General features: G+C 69.3%; 16 protein-coding genes. 3 read left to right on the plus strand and 13 right to left on the minus strand.

The annotated features are described in order from the left end of the window. Positions 1-5 precede the first annotated feature (5 nt). Together nusA and rimP are read right to left on the minus strand one after the other, a co-directional pair. Positions 6-1,043, minus strand: a complete 1,038-nt coding sequence (nusA, locus tag ACXDF8_RS10325) for a transcription termination factor NusA (RefSeq protein WP_457223154.1) — start codon at positions 1,041-1,043, stop codon at positions 6-8. Continuing rightward, the gene (rimP, locus tag ACXDF8_RS10330; RefSeq protein WP_457223364.1) at positions 1,040-1,573 is read right to left on the minus strand and encodes a ribosome maturation factor RimP; all 534 of its coding nucleotides are present in this window, start codon (positions 1,571-1,573) and stop codon (positions 1,040-1,042) included. Before rimP ends, nusA begins: the two co-directional genes overlap by 4 nt. Positions 1,574-1,685: 112 nt before the next feature. On the opposite strand from rimP, the gene ACXDF8_RS10335 reads away from it, so the two are divergent. Next, the gene (locus ACXDF8_RS10335) at positions 1,686-2,216 is read left to right on the plus strand and encodes a hypothetical protein (RefSeq protein WP_457223155.1); all 531 of its coding nucleotides are present in this window, start codon (positions 1,686-1,688) and stop codon (positions 2,214-2,216) included. After that, the gene (locus ACXDF8_RS10340) at positions 2,213-2,713 is read left to right on the plus strand and encodes a ferritin-like domain-containing protein (RefSeq protein WP_457223156.1); all 501 of its coding nucleotides are present in this window, start codon (positions 2,213-2,215) and stop codon (positions 2,711-2,713) included. The genes ACXDF8_RS10335 and ACXDF8_RS10340 overlap by 4 nt, the downstream gene beginning before the upstream one ends. On the opposite strand, the gene ACXDF8_RS10345 is transcribed toward ACXDF8_RS10340, so the two are convergent. The 3 genes from ACXDF8_RS10345 to ACXDF8_RS10355 form a co-directional block, all read right to left on the minus strand. Further along, positions 2,714-4,459, minus strand: coding sequence for a proline--tRNA ligase (locus ACXDF8_RS10345; protein WP_457223157.1), 1,746 nt, complete (start codon positions 4,457-4,459; stop codon positions 2,714-2,716). Between the two features lie 89 nt (positions 4,460-4,548). Further along, on the minus strand, positions 4,549-5,229 hold the full coding sequence (locus tag ACXDF8_RS10350; RefSeq protein ID WP_457223158.1) for a VOC family protein: 681 nt from the start codon (positions 5,227-5,229) through the stop codon (positions 4,549-4,551). Continuing rightward, on the minus strand, positions 5,226-6,272 hold the full coding sequence (locus ACXDF8_RS10355) for an ABC-2 transporter permease (protein WP_457223159.1): 1,047 nt from the start codon (positions 6,270-6,272) through the stop codon (positions 5,226-5,228). Before ACXDF8_RS10355 ends, ACXDF8_RS10350 begins: the two co-directional genes overlap by 4 nt. A gap of 115 nt (positions 6,273-6,387) precedes the next feature. On the opposite strand from ACXDF8_RS10355, the gene ACXDF8_RS10360 reads away from it, so the two are divergent. Then, on the plus strand, positions 6,388-7,719 hold the full coding sequence (locus ACXDF8_RS10360; RefSeq protein WP_457223365.1) for a purine-cytosine permease family protein: 1,332 nt from the start codon (positions 6,388-6,390) through the stop codon (positions 7,717-7,719). 18 nt (positions 7,720-7,737) lie between these two features. Here the strand turns inward: ACXDF8_RS10360 and ACXDF8_RS10365 are convergent, their stop codons facing one another. From ACXDF8_RS10365 to mqo, 8 genes are all read right to left on the minus strand, one after another. Next, positions 7,738-9,231 (minus strand): MFS transporter, encoded by a 1,494-nt coding sequence (locus ACXDF8_RS10365; RefSeq protein WP_457223160.1) that lies wholly within the window; start codon positions 9,229-9,231, stop codon positions 7,738-7,740. Between the two features lie 70 nt (positions 9,232-9,301). Beyond that, on the minus strand, positions 9,302-10,822 hold the full coding sequence (locus ACXDF8_RS10370) for an MFS transporter (protein WP_457223366.1): 1,521 nt from the start codon (positions 10,820-10,822) through the stop codon (positions 9,302-9,304). 102 nt (positions 10,823-10,924) lie between these two features. Then, entirely contained in the window at positions 10,925-12,136 is a 1,212-nt protein-coding gene (gene cobA / locus ACXDF8_RS10375; protein WP_457223161.1) for a uroporphyrinogen-III C-methyltransferase, read from the minus strand. Positions 12,137-12,138: 2 nt separating this feature from the next. Then, positions 12,139-13,506: a cobyrinic acid a,c-diamide synthase CobB gene (locus tag ACXDF8_RS10380; RefSeq protein ID WP_457223162.1), complete on the minus strand. Its 1,368-nt coding sequence runs from the start codon at positions 13,504-13,506 to the stop codon at positions 12,139-12,141. A gap of 2 nt (positions 13,507-13,508) precedes the next feature. Beyond that, complete coding sequence (gene cobO, locus ACXDF8_RS10385) at positions 13,509-14,123, minus strand: cob(I)yrinic acid a,c-diamide adenosyltransferase (protein ID WP_457223163.1); 615 nt, start codon at positions 14,121-14,123, stop codon at positions 13,509-13,511. A gap of 20 nt (positions 14,124-14,143) precedes the next feature. Further along, the gene (locus ACXDF8_RS10390) at positions 14,144-16,003 is read right to left on the minus strand and encodes a VWA domain-containing protein (protein ID WP_457223164.1); all 1,860 of its coding nucleotides are present in this window, start codon (positions 16,001-16,003) and stop codon (positions 14,144-14,146) included. After that, on the minus strand, positions 16,000-16,473 hold the full coding sequence (locus ACXDF8_RS10395; protein WP_457223165.1) for a GNAT family N-acetyltransferase: 474 nt from the start codon (positions 16,471-16,473) through the stop codon (positions 16,000-16,002). The genes ACXDF8_RS10390 and ACXDF8_RS10395 overlap by 4 nt, the downstream gene beginning before the upstream one ends. Further along, positions 16,470-18,044: a malate dehydrogenase (quinone) gene (mqo, locus tag ACXDF8_RS10400; RefSeq protein WP_457223166.1), complete on the minus strand. Its 1,575-nt coding sequence runs from the start codon at positions 18,042-18,044 to the stop codon at positions 16,470-16,472. Before mqo ends, ACXDF8_RS10395 begins: the two co-directional genes overlap by 4 nt. Positions 18,045-18,063 lie beyond the last annotated feature (19 nt).

Genomic DNA, 18,063 nt, shown 5'->3' on the forward strand with positions numbered 1-18,063 from the left:
TGAGGCTAGTGCTGCTGGCCTGCGCCGTGTGGTGTAACGGGAGGACCACCGTCCGGCTCGGCCGCGTCACTGCGGATGTCAATGCGCCAGCCGGTGAGGCGGGCGGCCAGGCGGGCGTTCTGGCCCTCCTTGCCGATGGCTAGCGACAGCTGGAAGTCGGGCACCACGACTCGGGCCGCGCGGGTGGCGGCGTCGATGACGCTGACCGAGATCACCTTGGCCGGGGACAGGGCGTGGGCGACGAACCGGGCGGGGTCGTCGTCGAAGTCGATAATGTCGATCTTCTCCCCCGACAGCTCGCTCATCACGTTGCGCACCCGCTGGCCCATCGGGCCGATGCAGGCGCCCTTGGCGTTGAGGCCGGGCACCCGCGACTTCACCGCAATCTTGGACCGGTGGCCCGCCTCGCGAGCCACCGCGACGATCTCCACCGAGCCGTCGGCGATCTCAGGCACCTCCAACGAGAACAGTTTGCGGACCAGGTTGGGGTGGGTGCGCGACAGTGTGATCAGCGGTTCCCGGGCGCCACGGCTAACGCCGACGACGTAGCAGCGCACCCTGTCGCCGTGCTCGTAGCTCTCGCCCGGGACTTGCTCGGCGGCGGGAATGACGCCCTCGGCACCCTTGGTCTCGCTGCCCACCCGCACGACCACCAGGCCGCGGGCGTTGGCCCGAGCGTCCCGTTGGATGACCCCGGCGACGATGTCGCCCTCGCGGGCGGAGAACTCGCCGTAGCTGCGCTCGTTCTCGGCGTCGCGGAACCGCTGGAGCATGACCTGGCGAGCCGTCGTTGCCGCCACCCGGCCGAAACCTTCGGGGGTGTCGTCCCATTCGCTGATGACGTTGCCGTCCTCATCGGTCTCACGGGCGATCACCTGCACCGCACCGCTCTTGCGGTCGATCTCGATGCGCGCGTCGGGCTGGTGGCCTTCGGTGTGCCGATAGGCGGTCAGCAGCGCCGACTTGATGGTGTCGAGTAGTTCCTCGACCGAGATACCGCGATCGACCTCGATCGCATGCAGCGCACCCATGTCGATGTTCATGATCCGGCCTCCGTTCCGGCAAGCCCCGCCAGTTCCAGTTCTCGCGGATTGGGTGGTGAAAATTCAACTTGGACAACCGCTTTAGTGATATCGGCAAGCGGTATGCGCTGGACGGACCAGCTGGAGCGGTCGCGGACCACCAGGTCCACCGCGCCCTCGGAGACCTCGCCCAGGCGACCGGTGACGCTGACACCGTCGACGCGTTCGATGTCGACCTTGCGGCCGCGCGCCCTTCGGAAGTGCTTCTCGGCGGTAAGCGGACGATCGACGCCAGGCGAGGTGACCTCGAGAACATAGGCCGTCTCGCCGGTGTCGAGGGCATCCAGGAGAGCTGAGGCGGAGCGGGCCAGCTCGGCGACAGTCTCCAGGTCCAGGGGGACGTCGCCATCGGCGATCACGACGATGCGCGGCGGGTTGGTGCGGCCGTCGATGGTGACGTCTTCGATCTCGTATCCGGCACGCATGAACTCACCATCGAGCAGCTCGATCACCTGCTTCTGGGTTGGTAGCCCCGTAGAACGGCCAGCCAAGGCGAGCTCCTCATCTTGAGTTGTGCTGATCAGCTGCGTGGGATGCAGGGCTCCGGGGAGCCAGGCATCAACGATACGCCAGCGCCGAAGGCCGCAATGGCAGGATGTTGGCGTGCTGAGCCCAGATCCCAGCTCTTTCCCAGGCATCACCCGTCGCCGGGTTCTGCTCGACGGCGCCCGCGGGCTGGTGGCGCTCGCCCTGGTCGGCGCGGCGAGCACCGCGTGCGGCTCGGACGCCCCGCCCGAACCCGACCCCCTGGAGCAGCAAGTGGAGCTTGCCCGCCACGACAGCGAACTTGCCGCCGCGGCAGCCAAGGTTGCCCCGCCCACGCTGGCGCCGGTGTTGACCGAGGTTGCCGCCGAACGGGGCCGACACGCCACCGCGTTGGTCGAGGAGATCGCCCGGGCGGCAGGCAAACCCGTCGCGTCGACGCAGACCACGACGCCGACCACCACCTCCGCCGCGTCGCCACCACCACCGACGATCGACGATGTGGTCGCCGCCCTGCGCAGTTCGGCGGACAGTGCCACCAATTTGGCACCCACCCTGTCCGGCTATCGGGCCGGTCTTGTGGGGTCGATCGCCGCGTCCTGTGCCACCGCCTACACCGTGGCGCTGCCGTCCCGCCGGGGCGCACAGTGACCTCACCGACCTCACCGACTTCGCCGTCGGCCCCGACGACCACGCCCGACCCCAACCGGCCTTCCGACACCGCTGCGGCAGCGCTCTTCGACGCCGTCGGCGCCGAGCACGCCGCGATCTACGGCTACGGCATCGTCTCCGCGCACAGCTCACCCGACGAGAACGACCTGGTGTCCGAGGCCATGGCCCAGCACCGGGAACGGCGCGAGGCGGCCATCGCGATGCTGTCCGGCCGGTCGATGAAGGCGCCGCTGCCCGCCGCGGGCTACCAGTTGCCCTTGGCGGTGGACGATCCCACCACTGCCGCGACGCTCGCGGTGCGGATGGAGAACGACTGCGCGGTGGCCTGGCGTGCGGTGATCGAACAGGCCACCACCGAGCAGGACCGGGCGTTCGGCGTGACCGCCTTGACCGAGGCGGCGACCCTGGCCGCACGTTGGAAGCGGATCCTGCAGGTGGTGCCGGTGACCGTGGCGTTCCCCGGCGGCAGCGAGTAACTAGCTCGCGATCGCCGCCGCCACTTCGGCGACGGCCGACTCGACGCCGAGCTCGCGGGTGTCGTGACCGAACCGGTTACGCAGCTCCACCACGCCGTCGGCCCAGCCCCGTCCGACCACCACGATCCACGGCACCCCGATCAGCTCGGCGTCCTTGAATTTCACGCCCGGCGAGGCGGTGCGGTCGTCAAGCAGCACCTCGATGCCGAGTCGGTCCAGATCGCGGGCCAGCTCCTCAGCACCGGCGCGGGCCTGTGCGTCCTTGTTGGCGATCACCACGTGCACGTCGAACGGCGACACCGACGACGGCCAGCGCAGGCCGAGCCCGTCGTGATGCTGCTCGGCGATCACGGCCACCAGCCGCGACACCCCGACCCCATAGGACCCCATGGTCAACCGCACCGGCTTGCCGTCCTCGCCGAGCACGTCGGCACTGAACGCGTCGGTGTACTTGCGGCCGAGCTGGAAGATGTGACCGATCTCGATGCCGCGGGCCGACACCAGCGGGCCCGCGCCGTCGGGCGACAGATCGCCGTCGCGCACCTCGGCCGCTTCGATGGTGCCGTCGGCGACGAAATCGCGCCCGGCCACCAGACCGACGACATGCTTACCGGTTTCGTCGGCCCCGGTGATCCACGATGTACCGTCGACCACCCGCGGGTCGACGAGGTAGCGAACACCGTTGGCCAGCAAGGCTTTCGGTCCGATATACCCCTTCTTCAGGAACGGGTACCGGGCGAAGTCGGCGTCGTCGAGCATGGCGTACTCGGCCGGGTCGAGGACCGCGCCCAGGCGTTTGTCGTCCACCTCCCGGTCCCCGGGCACCCCGATCGCCAGCAGTTCCCACTCGCCGCCGGGGCTGCGCACTTTGAGCAGCACGTTCTTGAGGGTGTCGGCGGCAGTGATCTCGCGGCCCAGCCCGGCGGAGTTGGCCCACTGCACCAGGCTGGCAATCGTGGGGGTATCGCCGGTGTCGTAAACGGTCGGCTCGGGAAGACCCTCGATCGGCAGCGACTGGGGTACGGCGGTGACCACGGCCTCGACGTTGGCCGCGTACCCGGACTGCAGGCAACGCACGAAGGTGTCCTCGCCCACCTCGCTCTCGGCCAGGAATTCCTCGGAGGCGGAACCGCCCATCGCACCCGACATCGCCGAGACGATGACGTAGCGAATCGCCATGCGGCGGAACATGTTCTGGTAGGCCTCGCGGTGCGCGTGGTAGGCGGTCTCGAGCCCGTCGTCGGCGACGTCGAACGAGTACGAGTCCTTCATGATGAACTCGCGGCCGCGCAGGATGCCCGCCCGCGGGCGGGCCTCGTCGCGGTACTTGGTCTGGATCTGGAACAGCAGCACCGGGAAGTCCTTGTAGGAGCTGTACTCCCCCTTCACCGTCAGGGTGAAGAACTCCTCGTGGGTTGGGCCGAGCATGTAGTCGTTGTCCCGGCGGTCCTTGAGGCGGAACACCCCGTCGCCGTACTCCGTCCACCGGTTGGTGGCCTCATACGGCGCCTTGGGAAGCAGCGCCGGGAACAGGATCTCCTGCCCGCCGATGGCGACCATCTCCTCGCGCACGATCTTCTCGATCTTGCGCAGCACCCGCAGGCCCAGCGGCAGCCAGGTGTACAGCCCGGGCGCCACCGGCCGGACGTAGCCGGCCCGGATCAGAAGTTTGTGGCTGGGGACTTCGGCGTCGGCCGGGTCGTCACGCAGAGTGCGCAAGAACAGCTCGGACATTCGGGTGATCACAGTGGGCCAGCCTAGCGATGAGCGCTTGCGCGAAGAGCCGTCGGGCCTAGCGATGAGCGCTTGCGCGAAGAGCCGTCGGCCCCGTGCCGTTAGTCGCGGCCCTGCCAGGTGCAGATGCAGACCTCATTGCCCTCCGGGTCGGCCAGCACCCAGAAGGCCGGCGCGGCCGAATCCGACAGCAGCCGCCCGCCGGCCGCGAGGGCCGCGTCGATCCGGACGGTGGCTGCGTCGTGGGCGACGTCGACGTCGATGTGGATGCGGTTGCGCTGCGGCCGGGGCGCGTCCATCTGTTGGAACCAGATCGCCGGGCCGCGCCCCTGCGGGTCGATCAGCCCGTCGCTGAGGTCGGAAGGTCCCGTCTCGTCGACGTAACCGGTCACCGCTTTCCAGAACGGCCGGACCGCGGCGATGTCGAGCGCGTCGATGGCGATCTCGACGGCCTGCACGGTGCTCGGCCGCAGCTGCCGCCCGGTCGCGGTCAGCGCCGCCGCGAGCGTGCCGGCCAGGCGGATGTCGGCGGCCGTCACCGCGCCGGCCGCCGCAGACTGCAATCGCAAGACCACCCGGTCGGCCCGCAGATCGACACCCAGGTGACCGTCGCCTTCGCCGCCGACCGACTCCGTCGCCAGCACCGCCACCTCGGCGGCCTGCACCAGCGAGGCCACCGCCACGTCGGCGTAGAGCGCACCGAGTACCAGCCGCCACCCGGCCCGTCCGACGGCGGCCGAAATCTCCCCGCGGCTTGGCAGAGCGCGCTCGTCATCGGTCATGACGCGGTGGGCAGCTTGCCGCGGTGGAAGGCGGCAGCCCCCAGCAGACTCACGGCGACGCCGCCGACGATCCAGCACACCAGCACCACGATGGAGTGGGTGATGGCGTGGCCGTCGAAGTAGACGATCCGGCGGATGGCATCGGTGCCCGCTCCGTTGGGCAGGTAACTGCTGATCGCCCGCCAGAACGGCGGGAGCACCGAAGGCTGGTAGGCGCCGCCGGCCGACGGGTTGCCCAGGATGACGAAGATGATGACGGTCAGGCCGATGCCGATGACCCCGAACAGGATCTGCAACGCGATGGTGACGGTCGCCGCCGAGAGCGTCACCAAGGTCCCGATGCCGGCGATCGGCCAGAAGTGCCCGTTCATGGCGTGCAGCAGGGGCTCGGCCACCAGTGCACCGCCGAAACCGGACGCCAGCGCATAAGGCACCGTCGCACCCAGGCGCCACATCGTCCGCGGAAACGTCGCCGGCCGAGACCCTTTCGCGATGCCGAGCATGGACGCGAACAGATACCCACCGACGACCCAGCCCACGACCAGATAGAACCCGGACAGGCCGCGGGCGTCACCCGGCAACAGCGGGACGACATCGTCGACGGCCACGGTCCGCTGCTGGGCGGCGCCGACCTTAGTGAAGACCTGCTCGAGCGCACCCGACACCGCGGTGCCCCCGCCCGAGGCGACCAACAGCCGGTCCTCGGTGCCGGTCGGGTTGAACAGGTAGACCCCTGAGATCTCGTCGGCGCGCAGCGCCTGGCGTGCGGCGTTCTCGTCGGTCGCGGCCGTGGCCGTCACCGGCTCACCGGGCAGCCCGTTGAGCTTGTCGACGATCTGTCCGACGACCTGGGCGGGCGCCACCACCGCGACCGGGACGTGGTGCGGCGTGGGCGAATGAAAGGCCCCGAGGTAGGACAGGATGAAACCCAGCTGCAGCAGCAGCACGCCGACCCCGAGCGCCAGGGTGCGCGGCGCGACGGCGTCGCGGAACCGGTCCTGCCAGGTCTCGGGCTCTTCGGGGGCGACGTGTTTGTTGACCATTGGGCCCATCTTCCTCTGGCGCAGTTGTGCGATCACCGGCGACTAGGGTGAGCGGGTGACAGCTGAATCATCGCCCACCGGATCGTCATTGGCGGACAAAACATACGCCGGTCGGATGCCCTCGCGGTCCGGGGACATGGCGGTGGAGACGCACGGCATCGCGCCGATCCCGGCGGACAACCGGTACGGAACCGCGCGCCGGCTCTTCACGGTGTGGTTCGCCCCGCAGGTCAACATGACGGTGGTGTTCACCGGCACGCTGGCGGTGATCCTGGGGCTCGGGTTCTGGCTCGGACTGCTGGCGATGGTGATCGGAACGGTGGCCGGTTCGCTGGCCGTCGCCTACCTGTCCACCTGGGGTCCGCGCACCGGCACCGCCCAATTGCCCAACGCGCGCATGGCATTCGGCGGCACGGTGGCCGTCGTGGCGGTGATCCAGTGGCTGTCGTCGATCGCCTGGGACGGCCTGGTCGGATTGTTCGGCGGAGAGGCGCTGACCGAGTTGTTGGGCATCCCGTTCTGGCTGGCGGTGGTGGTCGTGCTGGCTGCCCAAGGGGTCGTCGGCGTGTTCGGGTACGAGGTTATCCACCGCATGCAGGCGGTGATGACGGTGGTGCTCATCGCCACGTTCGCGGTGTTCGCGTGGAAGCTGATCGGCGGGCACGAGGTGGTTTCCGCCCCCACGCTGGCCGGAGCGGATCTGGCCGGAGCGTTCGTGCTGGAGGTCACGATCGCGCTGAGCCTGGCGATCTCGTGGGCCAGCTACGCCTCCGACTACAGCCGCTACCTGCCGGTGGGCACCTCACGCCCGGCGGTATTCGGCTACACCTTCGCCGGGCTGGCGATGGCCTACATCGCGGTGCAGTCCATCGGGGTGGCCGCGGCAGGCACGCTGACCGACCAGACCGCGGCCGGCGTGCGCCAGATCATGGGCGGTGGCGCGCTGGGCGCGGTGGCGCTGCTGGTGATCGCGCTGGGTTCAGTGGCCTCGAACGCGATGAACGACTACAGCGGTTCGCTGGCGCTGCAGACGGTCGGGGTGCGGGTGCGCCGCCCGGTGTCGGCGGTCGTGGTGGTGATCATCGCGTTCGCGTTGATCACCTGGCTGCACTCCGGTGACCTGGCGTCCCGATTCCAGGGCGTGCTGTTGTTCGTCAGCTACTGGATCCCGGCGTTCGTCGCGATCGTCGCCATCGACTGGCGATACCGCAGTGCCGGACGCGACGTGGTCAACCCGGCGCAGGAGCCGACGGCGCACTGCGACGCAGTGGTGGCGCTGGTGACCTTCGTGGTGGCCTTCGCCGCGGCGATACCGTTCATGCACACCAATCTGATCGTCGGACCGGTGGCGAGCGCACTGCACGGCGCTGACTTGGCCTACTTCGTGAATTTCCTTGTCGCAGCAGCCCTGTACGGCGGCTATCGGCTGGTTCGGGCCCGCCGCTGAGCCCGCGCCGCTGAGGGCCTACAGCTCACCGGCCTCGACGGCTTCGCGGGTGTGTTGTGCGGCGGCGATGTCGCGGGTGGAGAAGCCGATGCCCAGGGCAGCCACGCCGACCAGCACTGCGATGCCGGCCACCCACAGCAGCGAATATGTGTAGCCGTAGCCCAGTGCGTCGAGCTGGGCACCGGTCATGTATTTGACCGGTCCCGTCGTCCCGCCGAGGTAGAGGGTGCGCGAGGTCTGCACCGCTTGGATCACCACAAGCACCAGCGGGCCGCCCAGGTTGAACACCATCAGGGTGATGGAGGACACCGGGCCGATCTCCCGCGGACCCACGTTGGCCAGCGTGCACAGCGGCAGGATCACCGAGATGATGCCGATGCCCAGGCCGCCGACGGTGATCGGGACGAACAGGTCGGGGAAGTACGGAATCGAACGGTTGAGCGTCGATCCGTACAGCATCGCGGCCAGCACCAGCAGACCGCCGCCCAAGATGACCCAGCGCGGCGCCACCCTCAGCGCCAGCCGGGTGGCCGCGACGTTGCCCGCCACGAATGCCGCCGCGAACGGCATGAAGCACACGCCGGCGCGCAGCGGTGAATAGCCGAGCACGTCCTGCACCAACAGGCCCATCATCACGCTCAAGGTGAGCATCACCCCGCCGGCGAGGAAGTAGGCGACGAACGAGGCCACCCTGCTGCGGCTGTCGAACACCGAGAACGGCACCAGCGGGTTGTCGGCGCTGCGCTCGACGAACAGGAACGCCACGAAGAACGTCGCGGCGGCCACACCGGCGCCGATCACCCATGGGTCGATCCAGCCGCGGGGCGGGCCCTGGGTGAACACCAGAACGGCGGCGCTGCACGCCAGCGTCGCCAGCAGCGCGCCGGTGACGTCGAGCTTGAGCCGTTCATGGCGGGTTTCCTCCAGCCGGGTCAGCCCGATGCCGATGATCAGCAAGCCGATCGGCACATTCACCAGGAAAGCCAGCCGCCACGACACCACGGTCAGCGCGCCGCCGAGCACCAGGCCGAGCACCGATCCGAGGCCCTGCATCGCCGCCGAGACCGCCATTGCCTGAGTGCGGGCACGACCGACGGCGTAGGTGGTGGCGATAAGCGCCAGTCCGGTCGGCGCGGCCACCGCGGCGCCCATGCCCTGCACGGCGCGCGCCACGATCAGCGTCCACTGTTCGGTGGCCAGCCCGCAGGCCAGCGAGGCGATGGTGAACACCCCGACGCCGGAGAGGAAGGCCCGCTTGTGGCCGATCGCGTCACCGACCCGGCCGCCGAGGAGCAGCAGTCCACCGAAGGTCAGCACGTAGGCGGTGATCACCCAGCTCTTACTGGCGTCGGACAGGCCCAGTTCGGCCTGCATGCGCGGCAACGCGACGATCACGATGGTGCCGTCGAGCGTGGACATCAGTTGCATACCGGTGATGGCCACGATGGCCACGCCGAGCACGCGGGAGGCGAGGGGTCTGACGGCCGGCCGGGAACCGCTCAGACCAGACATGGACAGCTACCCTACCGGTCCGGTTGGGGCGTACTTTCGAGTGAGGGGCGCAGCGAAGCGCGCCGACGAGCTACAGCTCTCCGGCGTCGATCGCGTCCTTGACTTCCTGCGCGTGCGCCACCTGCTGCGCGGTGTAACCGATGAACAGCGCAACGACGCCGACGATTACGGCGACGGCGGCGACCCACAGCAGGCCGTAGGTGTAGCCCTGGTCCAGGGCGTGCAGCTGGGCGGTGTCCATCTTCTTCACCGGGCCGGTGGTGCCGCCGAGATACAGCGTGCGGGAGGTGATCACGGCCTGGATGATCGCCAGCACGACCGGGCCACCGAGGTTCTGCAGCATCAGCGCGATCGCCGAGACCGGCCCGATCTGGTCGAAGCCGACCCCGGCGATGGCCGAGACGGTCAGCGGGACCACGATCATGCCGATGCCCAGGCCACCGACGGTGATGGGGATGACCAGGTTAGGGAAGTACGGGATGCCGCCGTTGAGGGTGGAGCCGTAGATCATGGCGCCCAGCACCAGCACGCCGCCGGCGATCACCAGCAGTCGCGGCGGGAACATCGACACCAGCTGCGAGGACAGTCCGAGGCCGATGCCCAGCGCGATGACGAACGGGATAAAGCCGATCCCGGCCCGCAGCGCGCTGTAGCCCATGATGTCCTGGACGTAGAGCCCGATCAGCACGGTCAGGGTGAACATCACCCCGCCGGCCAGGAACACCGCGGCGAAGGTGGCCAGCCGGTTGCGGTCGCGGAACAGCGTGAACGGCACCACCGGGTTGACCGCACGGCGCTCGACGAAGACGAAGGCGACGAAGGCGAGTACCGCGGCACCGAGCGCGATGAACGTCACCGGCGACATCCAGCCGTTCTCCGGGGCCTGGGCGAAGCCGAAAACCGCCGCGGTACAGCCGACGGTGGCCAGCAGCGCGCCGGCGGCGTCGAGCTTCATCCGTTCGCGCTGGGTCTCCCGCAGGGTCTTGCGGGCCAGGTAGATCATCATCAAGCCGATCGGCACGTTGACCAGGAAGGCCAGCCGCCACGACGCCTCGACCAGCGCCCCGCCGACGACGAGCCCCATCACCGATCCGATACCGGTCATCGCGGCGAACACCGCGGTCGCGGCATTGCGCGCGGGGCCCTTGGGGAACGTGGTCGCGACCAGCGCCAGCCCGGTCGGCGAGGCGATCGCCGCGCCGACACCTTGCAGCAGCCGCGCCACCACCAGCGTCGCCTCGTCCCATGCGATACCGCACAGCACCGAGGCAATGGTGAACAGCGCGACGCCCACGATGAAGGTGCGCTTGCGTCCGATGGTGTCGCCGAGGCGTCCGCCCAGCAGCATCAGACCGCCGAAGGTCAGCACATAGGCGGTGATGACCCAGCTGCGCCCGGCGTCGGACAGGCTTAGTTCGTCTTGAATCTTGGGCAGGGCCACGATCGCGACAGTGCTGTCCATCGTGGCGAGTAGCTGCATACCGCCGATGGCGGTGACCGCGGCCAGGAACCGCCGCGAGGGCAACCAGGTCGGGTAGAACCGGGCCGTCCGCACCAAATCCTTGCGGTCAGCGCCCGATTCGAGGCGCATCGGGACCGCGCGCTCTGAACTGTTGGCGTGGCGACTAGCCGCCCGCTCAGCATCGTTGAGAGCCGTCATACCGAGCTACCCTACAGTAATCTTAAGAGAATTTTAAGCCGCGAATGCCGCCACCGAACCGATGACGATGATTGCCGGCGGGCGAATACCGTCCGCGCGAATTCGTGCCGGCACCTCCGCCAGCGTCGTCCGCACAATACGTTCGGCGGCCGTCGTGCCGTGCTGCACCACCAGTACCGGCGTTTGCGCAGGTCGGCCACCTTTCATCAAAACGTCGGCGAACAATTCGATGCGTTCGACGGCCATCAATAAAACTAACGTCCCCGATAATTGGGCAAGCGCATTCCAATTCACTAACGATTCCGGATGATCGGGCGCCAAATGGCCGCTGACCACTACGAACTCGTGATTCACGGCCCGATGGGTGACGGGAACTCCGGCCATCGCGGGTACCGCTATGGCGCTGGTCACACCCGGCACGACTGTGATCGGGATCCCAGCCTCGACGCACGCGAGGACTTCCTCATATCCCCGGGCGAAAACGAACGGATCGCCGCCCTTGAGGCGCACGACGAAGTGTCCCTGCCGGGCCCGGTCGATCAGGATGTCGTTGATCGCCTCCTGGGCCATGGCTCGGCCGTACGGGATTTTCGCGGCGTCGATGACCTCGACGTGCGGCCCGAGTTCGGCGAGCAGTTCTGGTGGTGCAAGCCGGTCGGCGACGACGACATCGGCGCGGGCCAGCAGCCGGCGGCCCCGCACGGTGATCAGTTCCGGGTCACCGGGCCCCCCGCCGACCAGGGCGACGCTGCCGCGCATCGCCTCGGCGTTCGCATCGGCGGTGATGAGCCCCTGTTGGAACGCCTCGCGGATGGCCGATCGGATGGCCGCCGAGCGGCGATGCTCTCCCCCGGCCAGCACGCCCACCGCGAGGCCGTCGTAGTCGAAGGAGGCGGGAGTGACCGCAGTGCCGTCGCGGGCGATGTCGGCGCGCACACAGAAGATGTGCCGACGCTCGGCCTCGCCGACGATCACGGCGTTGGTGTCGGGTTCATCGGTGGCGGCAATCGCGTACCAGGCGCCGTCGAGGTCGCCGTCGCGGTAGTCCCGCAGTTGCAGCGTGATGCCGGGGGTCTGGGTGCTCAAGACCTCTACGGCCGGGGACGCTGCCCGCGCGATGACGTGCACGTCGGCACCCGCGGAGATGAGCAACGGGAGGCGCCGTTGCGCCACCGTGCCGCCGCCGATGACGACGACCTTCTTGCCGGTCAGTCGCAGGCCGACGAGGTAGGCGTTCTCGGTCACCGTCAGAGCTTAGATAATGAGGCCGCCTGCGCGACAAACCGCGTGACCGAGTGCGGCTGGGCGGCGGGGTGGGTGTGCAGATACGAGGCGTGCACTCCGGCGCGCACGGCACCGTCGCGGACCGTGGTGCCGTCGCCGGATTTGAACGCCCACGCCGGTTCGGTGTCTTCGGTGAATCCGACTGTAGTGCGGTGGAATTCGTGTCCAGTGACCCGATCCCCCACGCTGTACAGGGCGGACTCGGTTACTGCGACGGCGTCGCGATAGCCCAGGGTCAGCCGGGACGTGAACCGGGCCGCGCCGCCCAACACACCACACATGGGGTGGCCGTCCAGGTCGTCCATCAGGTAGGCCAACCCGCCGCATTCGGCCTGCACCGGCGCGCGGCGGGCCAGTTCGCGGATCTGGGCCCGCAGTTCGGCGTTGGCCGCCAGCTCGGCCAGATGTTCCTCCGGGAATCCGCCCGGCAATACCAGCGCCGCCGTGTGGTCGGGCAGCCGGTCGGTGAGTGGGTCGAAGGCGACCAGGTCGGCTCCGGCGGCCCGGAGCAGCTCGGGGTGCTCGGCATAGCCGAAGCTGAATGCCTTGCCGGCTGCCATCGCCACAACGGGACGTCCGCCGGCGGGCTGGCCGATGACGTCGTCGGGCGACCATGCCGGCGCGCTCACCCTGCAGGTGGCCAGCGCGGCGACGGCGGCGAGGTCGACATGGCGGGCGACCAGTTCGGTCATCGCCGCGACGGCCGCTGTGGCCTGACCGCCGTGCTCGACGGCGGTGACCAGCCCCAGGTGCCGGGAGGGCACCGACAGTTCGTCGTGGCGCGGTATCGCGCCGACCACCGGCACCCCGACCGTCTGGCAGGCCTGCCGCAACACCTGCTCATGGCGCGCGGTCCCGACCCGGTTGAGGATCACTGCGCCGATGCGGACTCCGGCGTGCAGGGTGGAAAACCCGTGCAGCACAGCGGCGATGCTCTGACTCTGCCCGCGGGCGTCGACCACCAGCAGGACCGGAACGCCGAGCAGTTCGGCGACTCGGGCGCTCGACCCGCGGGCCGGCATGACCATCTGGTCGTCGATGCGGCCGTCGAAAAGACCCATCACGCCTTCGATCACGGCGATGTCGGCGTCGTCGCTGCCGTGCCGGTAGAGCGGACCGATTAGGTCCTCACCCACCAGTACGGCGTCGAGGTTGCGGCCCGGCCGGCCGGCCGCCAGGGCGTGGTAGCCCGGGTCGATGAAGTCCGGCCCGACCTTGAAGGGCGCGACCCGGTGACCGGATGCGCGCAACGCACCGATCAAACCCGTTGCCACGGTGGTCTTTCCACTCCCGGACGTGGGAGCGGCGATCAACACGGCCGGTGTGCTCATGCTCACCACTCGATGCCGCGCTGGCCCTTGCGGCCGGCGTCCATCGGGTGCTTCACCTTGGTCATCTCGGTGACCAGGTCGGCGGCGTCGAGCAGCTGCTGCGGGGCATCGCGCCCGGTGATGACGACGTGCTGGGCGCCGGGCCGGTTCACCAGGGTGTGCACCACGGCGTCGACGTCGACCCAGCCCCACTTGAGCGGGTAAGTGAACTCGTCGAGCACGTAGAAGTCGTGGCGCGCTTCGGCGATCCGGTCGGCGATCTCGGCCCAGCCTTCGGCGGCCGTCGCCGCGTGATCCTGTTCGGATCCGGATTTACGGCTCCACGACCATCCTGACCCCATCTTGTGCCACTCCACCGCGCCACCGAGACCCTGCTCGGTGTGCAGCCGGCCCAGCGCGGCGAACGCCGACTCCTCGCCCACCTTCCACTTGGCACTCTTGACGAACTGGAAGACGGCGACGCGCATCCCGGCGTTCCACGCCCGCAACGCCATGCCGAAGGCGGCGGTGGACTTTCCCTTGCCCGCGCCCGTGTGCACCGCGAGCACGGGGACGTTGCGGCGCGCGCGGGTAGTCAGGCCGTCGTCGGGAACGGCCAGGGGCTGACCCTGTGGCATGTCGGGATCCCCTCTCGGGTTCAGGCGGCGCGGCGCACGGCCTGCGCCAGATAATCTGCCCGCAGCTGCTGGAGTTGCAGCAGCGGGGCACCCAGATGCTCGGCGAGGTCAGCGGCCAGGCCCAGTTTGATGTAGGACGTCTCACAGTCCACCACCACTGCGGCAGCCTTCTCGGCGACCAGCCGGTGCGCGGCAGACCGGCTGCGCCCCAACGGATCCGGGCCCCCGGTGGCGCGGCCGTCGGTGAGCACGACGACCAGCGGGCGTCGGGCGCGGTCGCGCACCCGTTCGCGGACCACGATGTCGCGGGCGGCCAGCAGTCCTTGCGCCAACGGGGTGGTGCCGCCGGTGTCGAACCGGGTCAGCCGTCGTGCGGCGATGTGCGCGGAGCTGGTGGGCGGCAGCAGGATTCGGGCGCTGTCTTGCCGGAAAGTGATGACGGCGACCTTGTCGCGGCGCTGGTAGGCGTCGCGCAGCAGCGACAGCGCCGCCCCGGACACTGCCGACATCCGATCACGCGCGGCCATCGAACCGGAGGCGTCGACGACGAAGATCACCAGGTTGCCTTCGCGGCCCACCCGCAGCGCCCGCCGGACGTCGTCGGGTAGTGGCCGCAGCCGACCGTTGCCCGCGGCGGCGAGCACCGTGGCGAACAGGTGTAGCCCGTGGCCCTGCTCGGCCACATCGGTGGCGCCGACCACCGCCCCCGAACGGTTGCGGGCCCGTGAGCGACGGCCAGGGTTGCCCTCCCCCACCCCCGGTACGGTCAGCGCCTTGGTGCGAAACGTCGCCGCCGGCGCTGCCGAAGGGCGTGGGATCGACGATGAATTACCTTGTGGCGCAGGTGATCCGGAATCGCCGTTGGCCGACTGTCCACCACCGGACGGTGGGTCGGGCTCAGGTTCGGGCTCTGGCTCGGTGTCTGAGCCGGCCTCGGCGCTGGCCGCGAGGGCCTCGTCGAGTTGCGCGGGGTCGATGCCGGGGTCGTCGAATGGGTCGCGGCGGCGGCGGTGCGGCAGCGCCAGTTCGGCGGCCACCCGGATGTCTTCCTCGGCGACGGTGATCTCCGCGGTGGTCTGGCCGGCCCCGGCGGCCCGCCATGCCGCGTGGGCGACGGCGGTGCGGGCAACCACCAGATCGGCGCGCATCCCGTCCACGTCGAACGCCGCGCACAGCGCCGCGATACGGGTCAGCTGGATATCCGGCAGGACGACGTCGGCGACCCTGGCGCGGGCGTCGGCGATTCGGCAAGCCAGGTCGGTGTCGGCACCTTCGTGGCGCGCGGCGAACCCGGCCGGATCGGCCTCGTAGGCGAGCCGCTGGCGGATCACCTCGGTGCGCACCGGCACGTCGCGCGAGGCCTGGACGTCGACGGTCAGCCCGAATCGGTCGAGTAGCTGCGGACGTAGTTCGCCCTCTTCGGGATTCATGGTGCCGATCAGCACGAAACGGGCTTCGTGGGAGTGCGAGACCCCGTCCCGCTCGATGTGCACGCGGCCCATCGCGGCGGCGTCGAGCATGATGTCGACCAGGTGGTCGTGCAGCAGGTTCACCTCGTCGACGTAGAGCACTCCGCCGTGCGCGCGGGCCAGCAGGCCCGGCGAGAACGCGTGCTCACCGTCGCGCAGCACCTTCTGCAGGTCCAGCGAACCGACCACCCGGTCCTCGGTGGCGCCGATCGGAAGCTCCACCAGCCGCGAACCCGCGTCGACCTGAGCGAGAACGGCAGCCAGCGCCCGGACCGCCGTCGACTTCGCGGTGCCCTTCTCGCCGCGGATCAGAACACCACCGATCTCGGGCCGCACCGCGCAGAGCACCAGGGCCAGCCGCAGCTGGTCGTGGCCGACGATCGCACTGAACGGAAAAGCCGGTGCGCTCACGACTGACCGGTCGGGGACGGTGAAGCGGGCCGCAGCATCGGCACGTGCGGGATGCCGTCCTCGACGAACTCCTCACCGTCGACGGCGAAGCCGTGCCGGGCGTACATCTCGGCCAGATAGGTCTGGGCGTTGATGCGGCAGGCGTCGTTGCCGACGTCGGCCAGCGCGGCCTGCAGCAGTCGCGTGGTGTGACCGTGCCCGCGGGCGGCGCGCTGAGTGCACACCCGCCCGATGCGGAAGGTCTTCTCGCCCCCGGTGTGCTCCTCCATCAGGCGCAGGGTGGCGATCACGGTGTTGTCCGGCTGTTCCAGCCAGAAGTGCCGGGTCTCGGCCAGCAGGTCACGGCCGTCGAGTTCGGGATACGGGCACGCCTGCTCGACGACGAACACCTCCACCCGCAGCTTCAGCAGCTCGTAGAGGGTCGCCGCGTCGAGGTCCTTGGCCCACGACCGGCGCAGCGCGACCGTCACACCACTCCCGCGGGTTCCGGATCACCGGAGTCCGACAAGACCGGGGTGGTGTCGGCACCCGCGGACAGAGCGGCGGCGCCGGCGTCAGCGCCCGGACGGCCGAGTCCCAGCACCTTGGTGCCGTGCTCCCAGACCTCGCTGAACAACTGTGGGTTCTCGGAGAGCTTCACGCCCAGCGAGGGCACCATCTCCTTGAGCTTGGGCTCCCAGCCCCGATAGCGGTCGCCGAAGCAGCTCTGCAGTACCTCGATCATGGCGGGCACGGCGGTCGAGGCGCCCGGCGAGGCGCCGAGCAGGCCCGCGATCGAGCCGTCGGCGGCGGCGAGCACCGTGGTGCCGAACTCGAGCACCCCGAGCTTCTTGGAGTCCCGGCGGATGACCTGCACGCGCTGACCGGCGATGTCCAGCTCCCAGTCGGAATCGACTGCGCTGGGCGCGAATTCGCGCAGAGTATCCACCCGGTCTGCTTCGCTGAGCGCCAGCTGACCGATGAGGTACTTCACCAGGCTCATCTCGGTCAACCCGACACCGATCATGGAGGCGAGGTTATTGGGCTTGATCGACAGCGGCAGGTCGGTGATCTTGCCCTCCTTGAGGAACTTCGGCGACCAGCCGGCGAACGGCCCGAACAGCAGCCACGACCGTCCGTTGATGACACGAGTGTCCAGGTGCGGCACCGACATCGGCGGGGCGCCCAGCGGTGGGGCGCCGTAGACCTTGGCCTGGTGCGCGGCCGCCAGCGCGGCATTGCCGGTGCGCAGCCACTGGCCGCTGACCGGGAAACCGCCGTAGCCCTTGGCCTCGGAGATGCCGGCTTTCTGCAACAGCGGCAGCGCACCGCCACCGGCGCCGACGAAGACGAACTTCGCCGACAGCTTGCGCTTCTGCCCGGTGCGCCGATTGGCGATCTTCACCGTCCAGCTGCCGTCGGACTCCTTGTGAAAGTCGCGCACGTCGTGGCCGAACAGAGTGGTCATGCCGTGCTGGGTGCCGTAACCGAGGAGTTGACGGGTCAACGAGCCGAAATCGACGTCGGTGCCGTCGGTGGTCCAGTTCAGCGCCACCGGCTCGGTGAAGTCGCGGCCCTTGGCCATCAGCGGCAGCCGGCGGGCGAACTCATCGGCGTCGTCGATGTACTCCATCGTCGCGAACAGCGGGTTGCGCACCAGGGTGTCGCGGCGGCGGCGCAGGTAGTCGATGTGGTCGGCGCCGTGCACGAAACTCACGTGCGGGATCGGGTTCAGGAAGTTGCGGACGTCGGGCAGGATGCCGGTCTGGACCGCGTACGCCCAGAACTGGCGGGTGACCTGGAACTGCTCGTTGACGTTGACGGCCTTGGCGATCTCGATGGAGCCGTCGGGCTTCTGCGGGGTGTAGTTGAGCTCGCACAGCGCCGAGTGCCCGGTGCCCGCGTTGTTCCACGGATCGCTGCTCTCCGCGGCTGCCGCGTCGAGGCGCTCGACCAGGGTGATCGACCAGCTCGGTTCGAGTAGCCGCAGCAGCGCCCCCAGCGTGGCGGACATGATTCCCGCACCGACCAGTACGACATCGGTTTTCGTGGTATCTGACACCGGATCGCGTCCTTCACTC

The organism is Mycolicibacterium sp. CBM1, assembly GCF_054073305.1.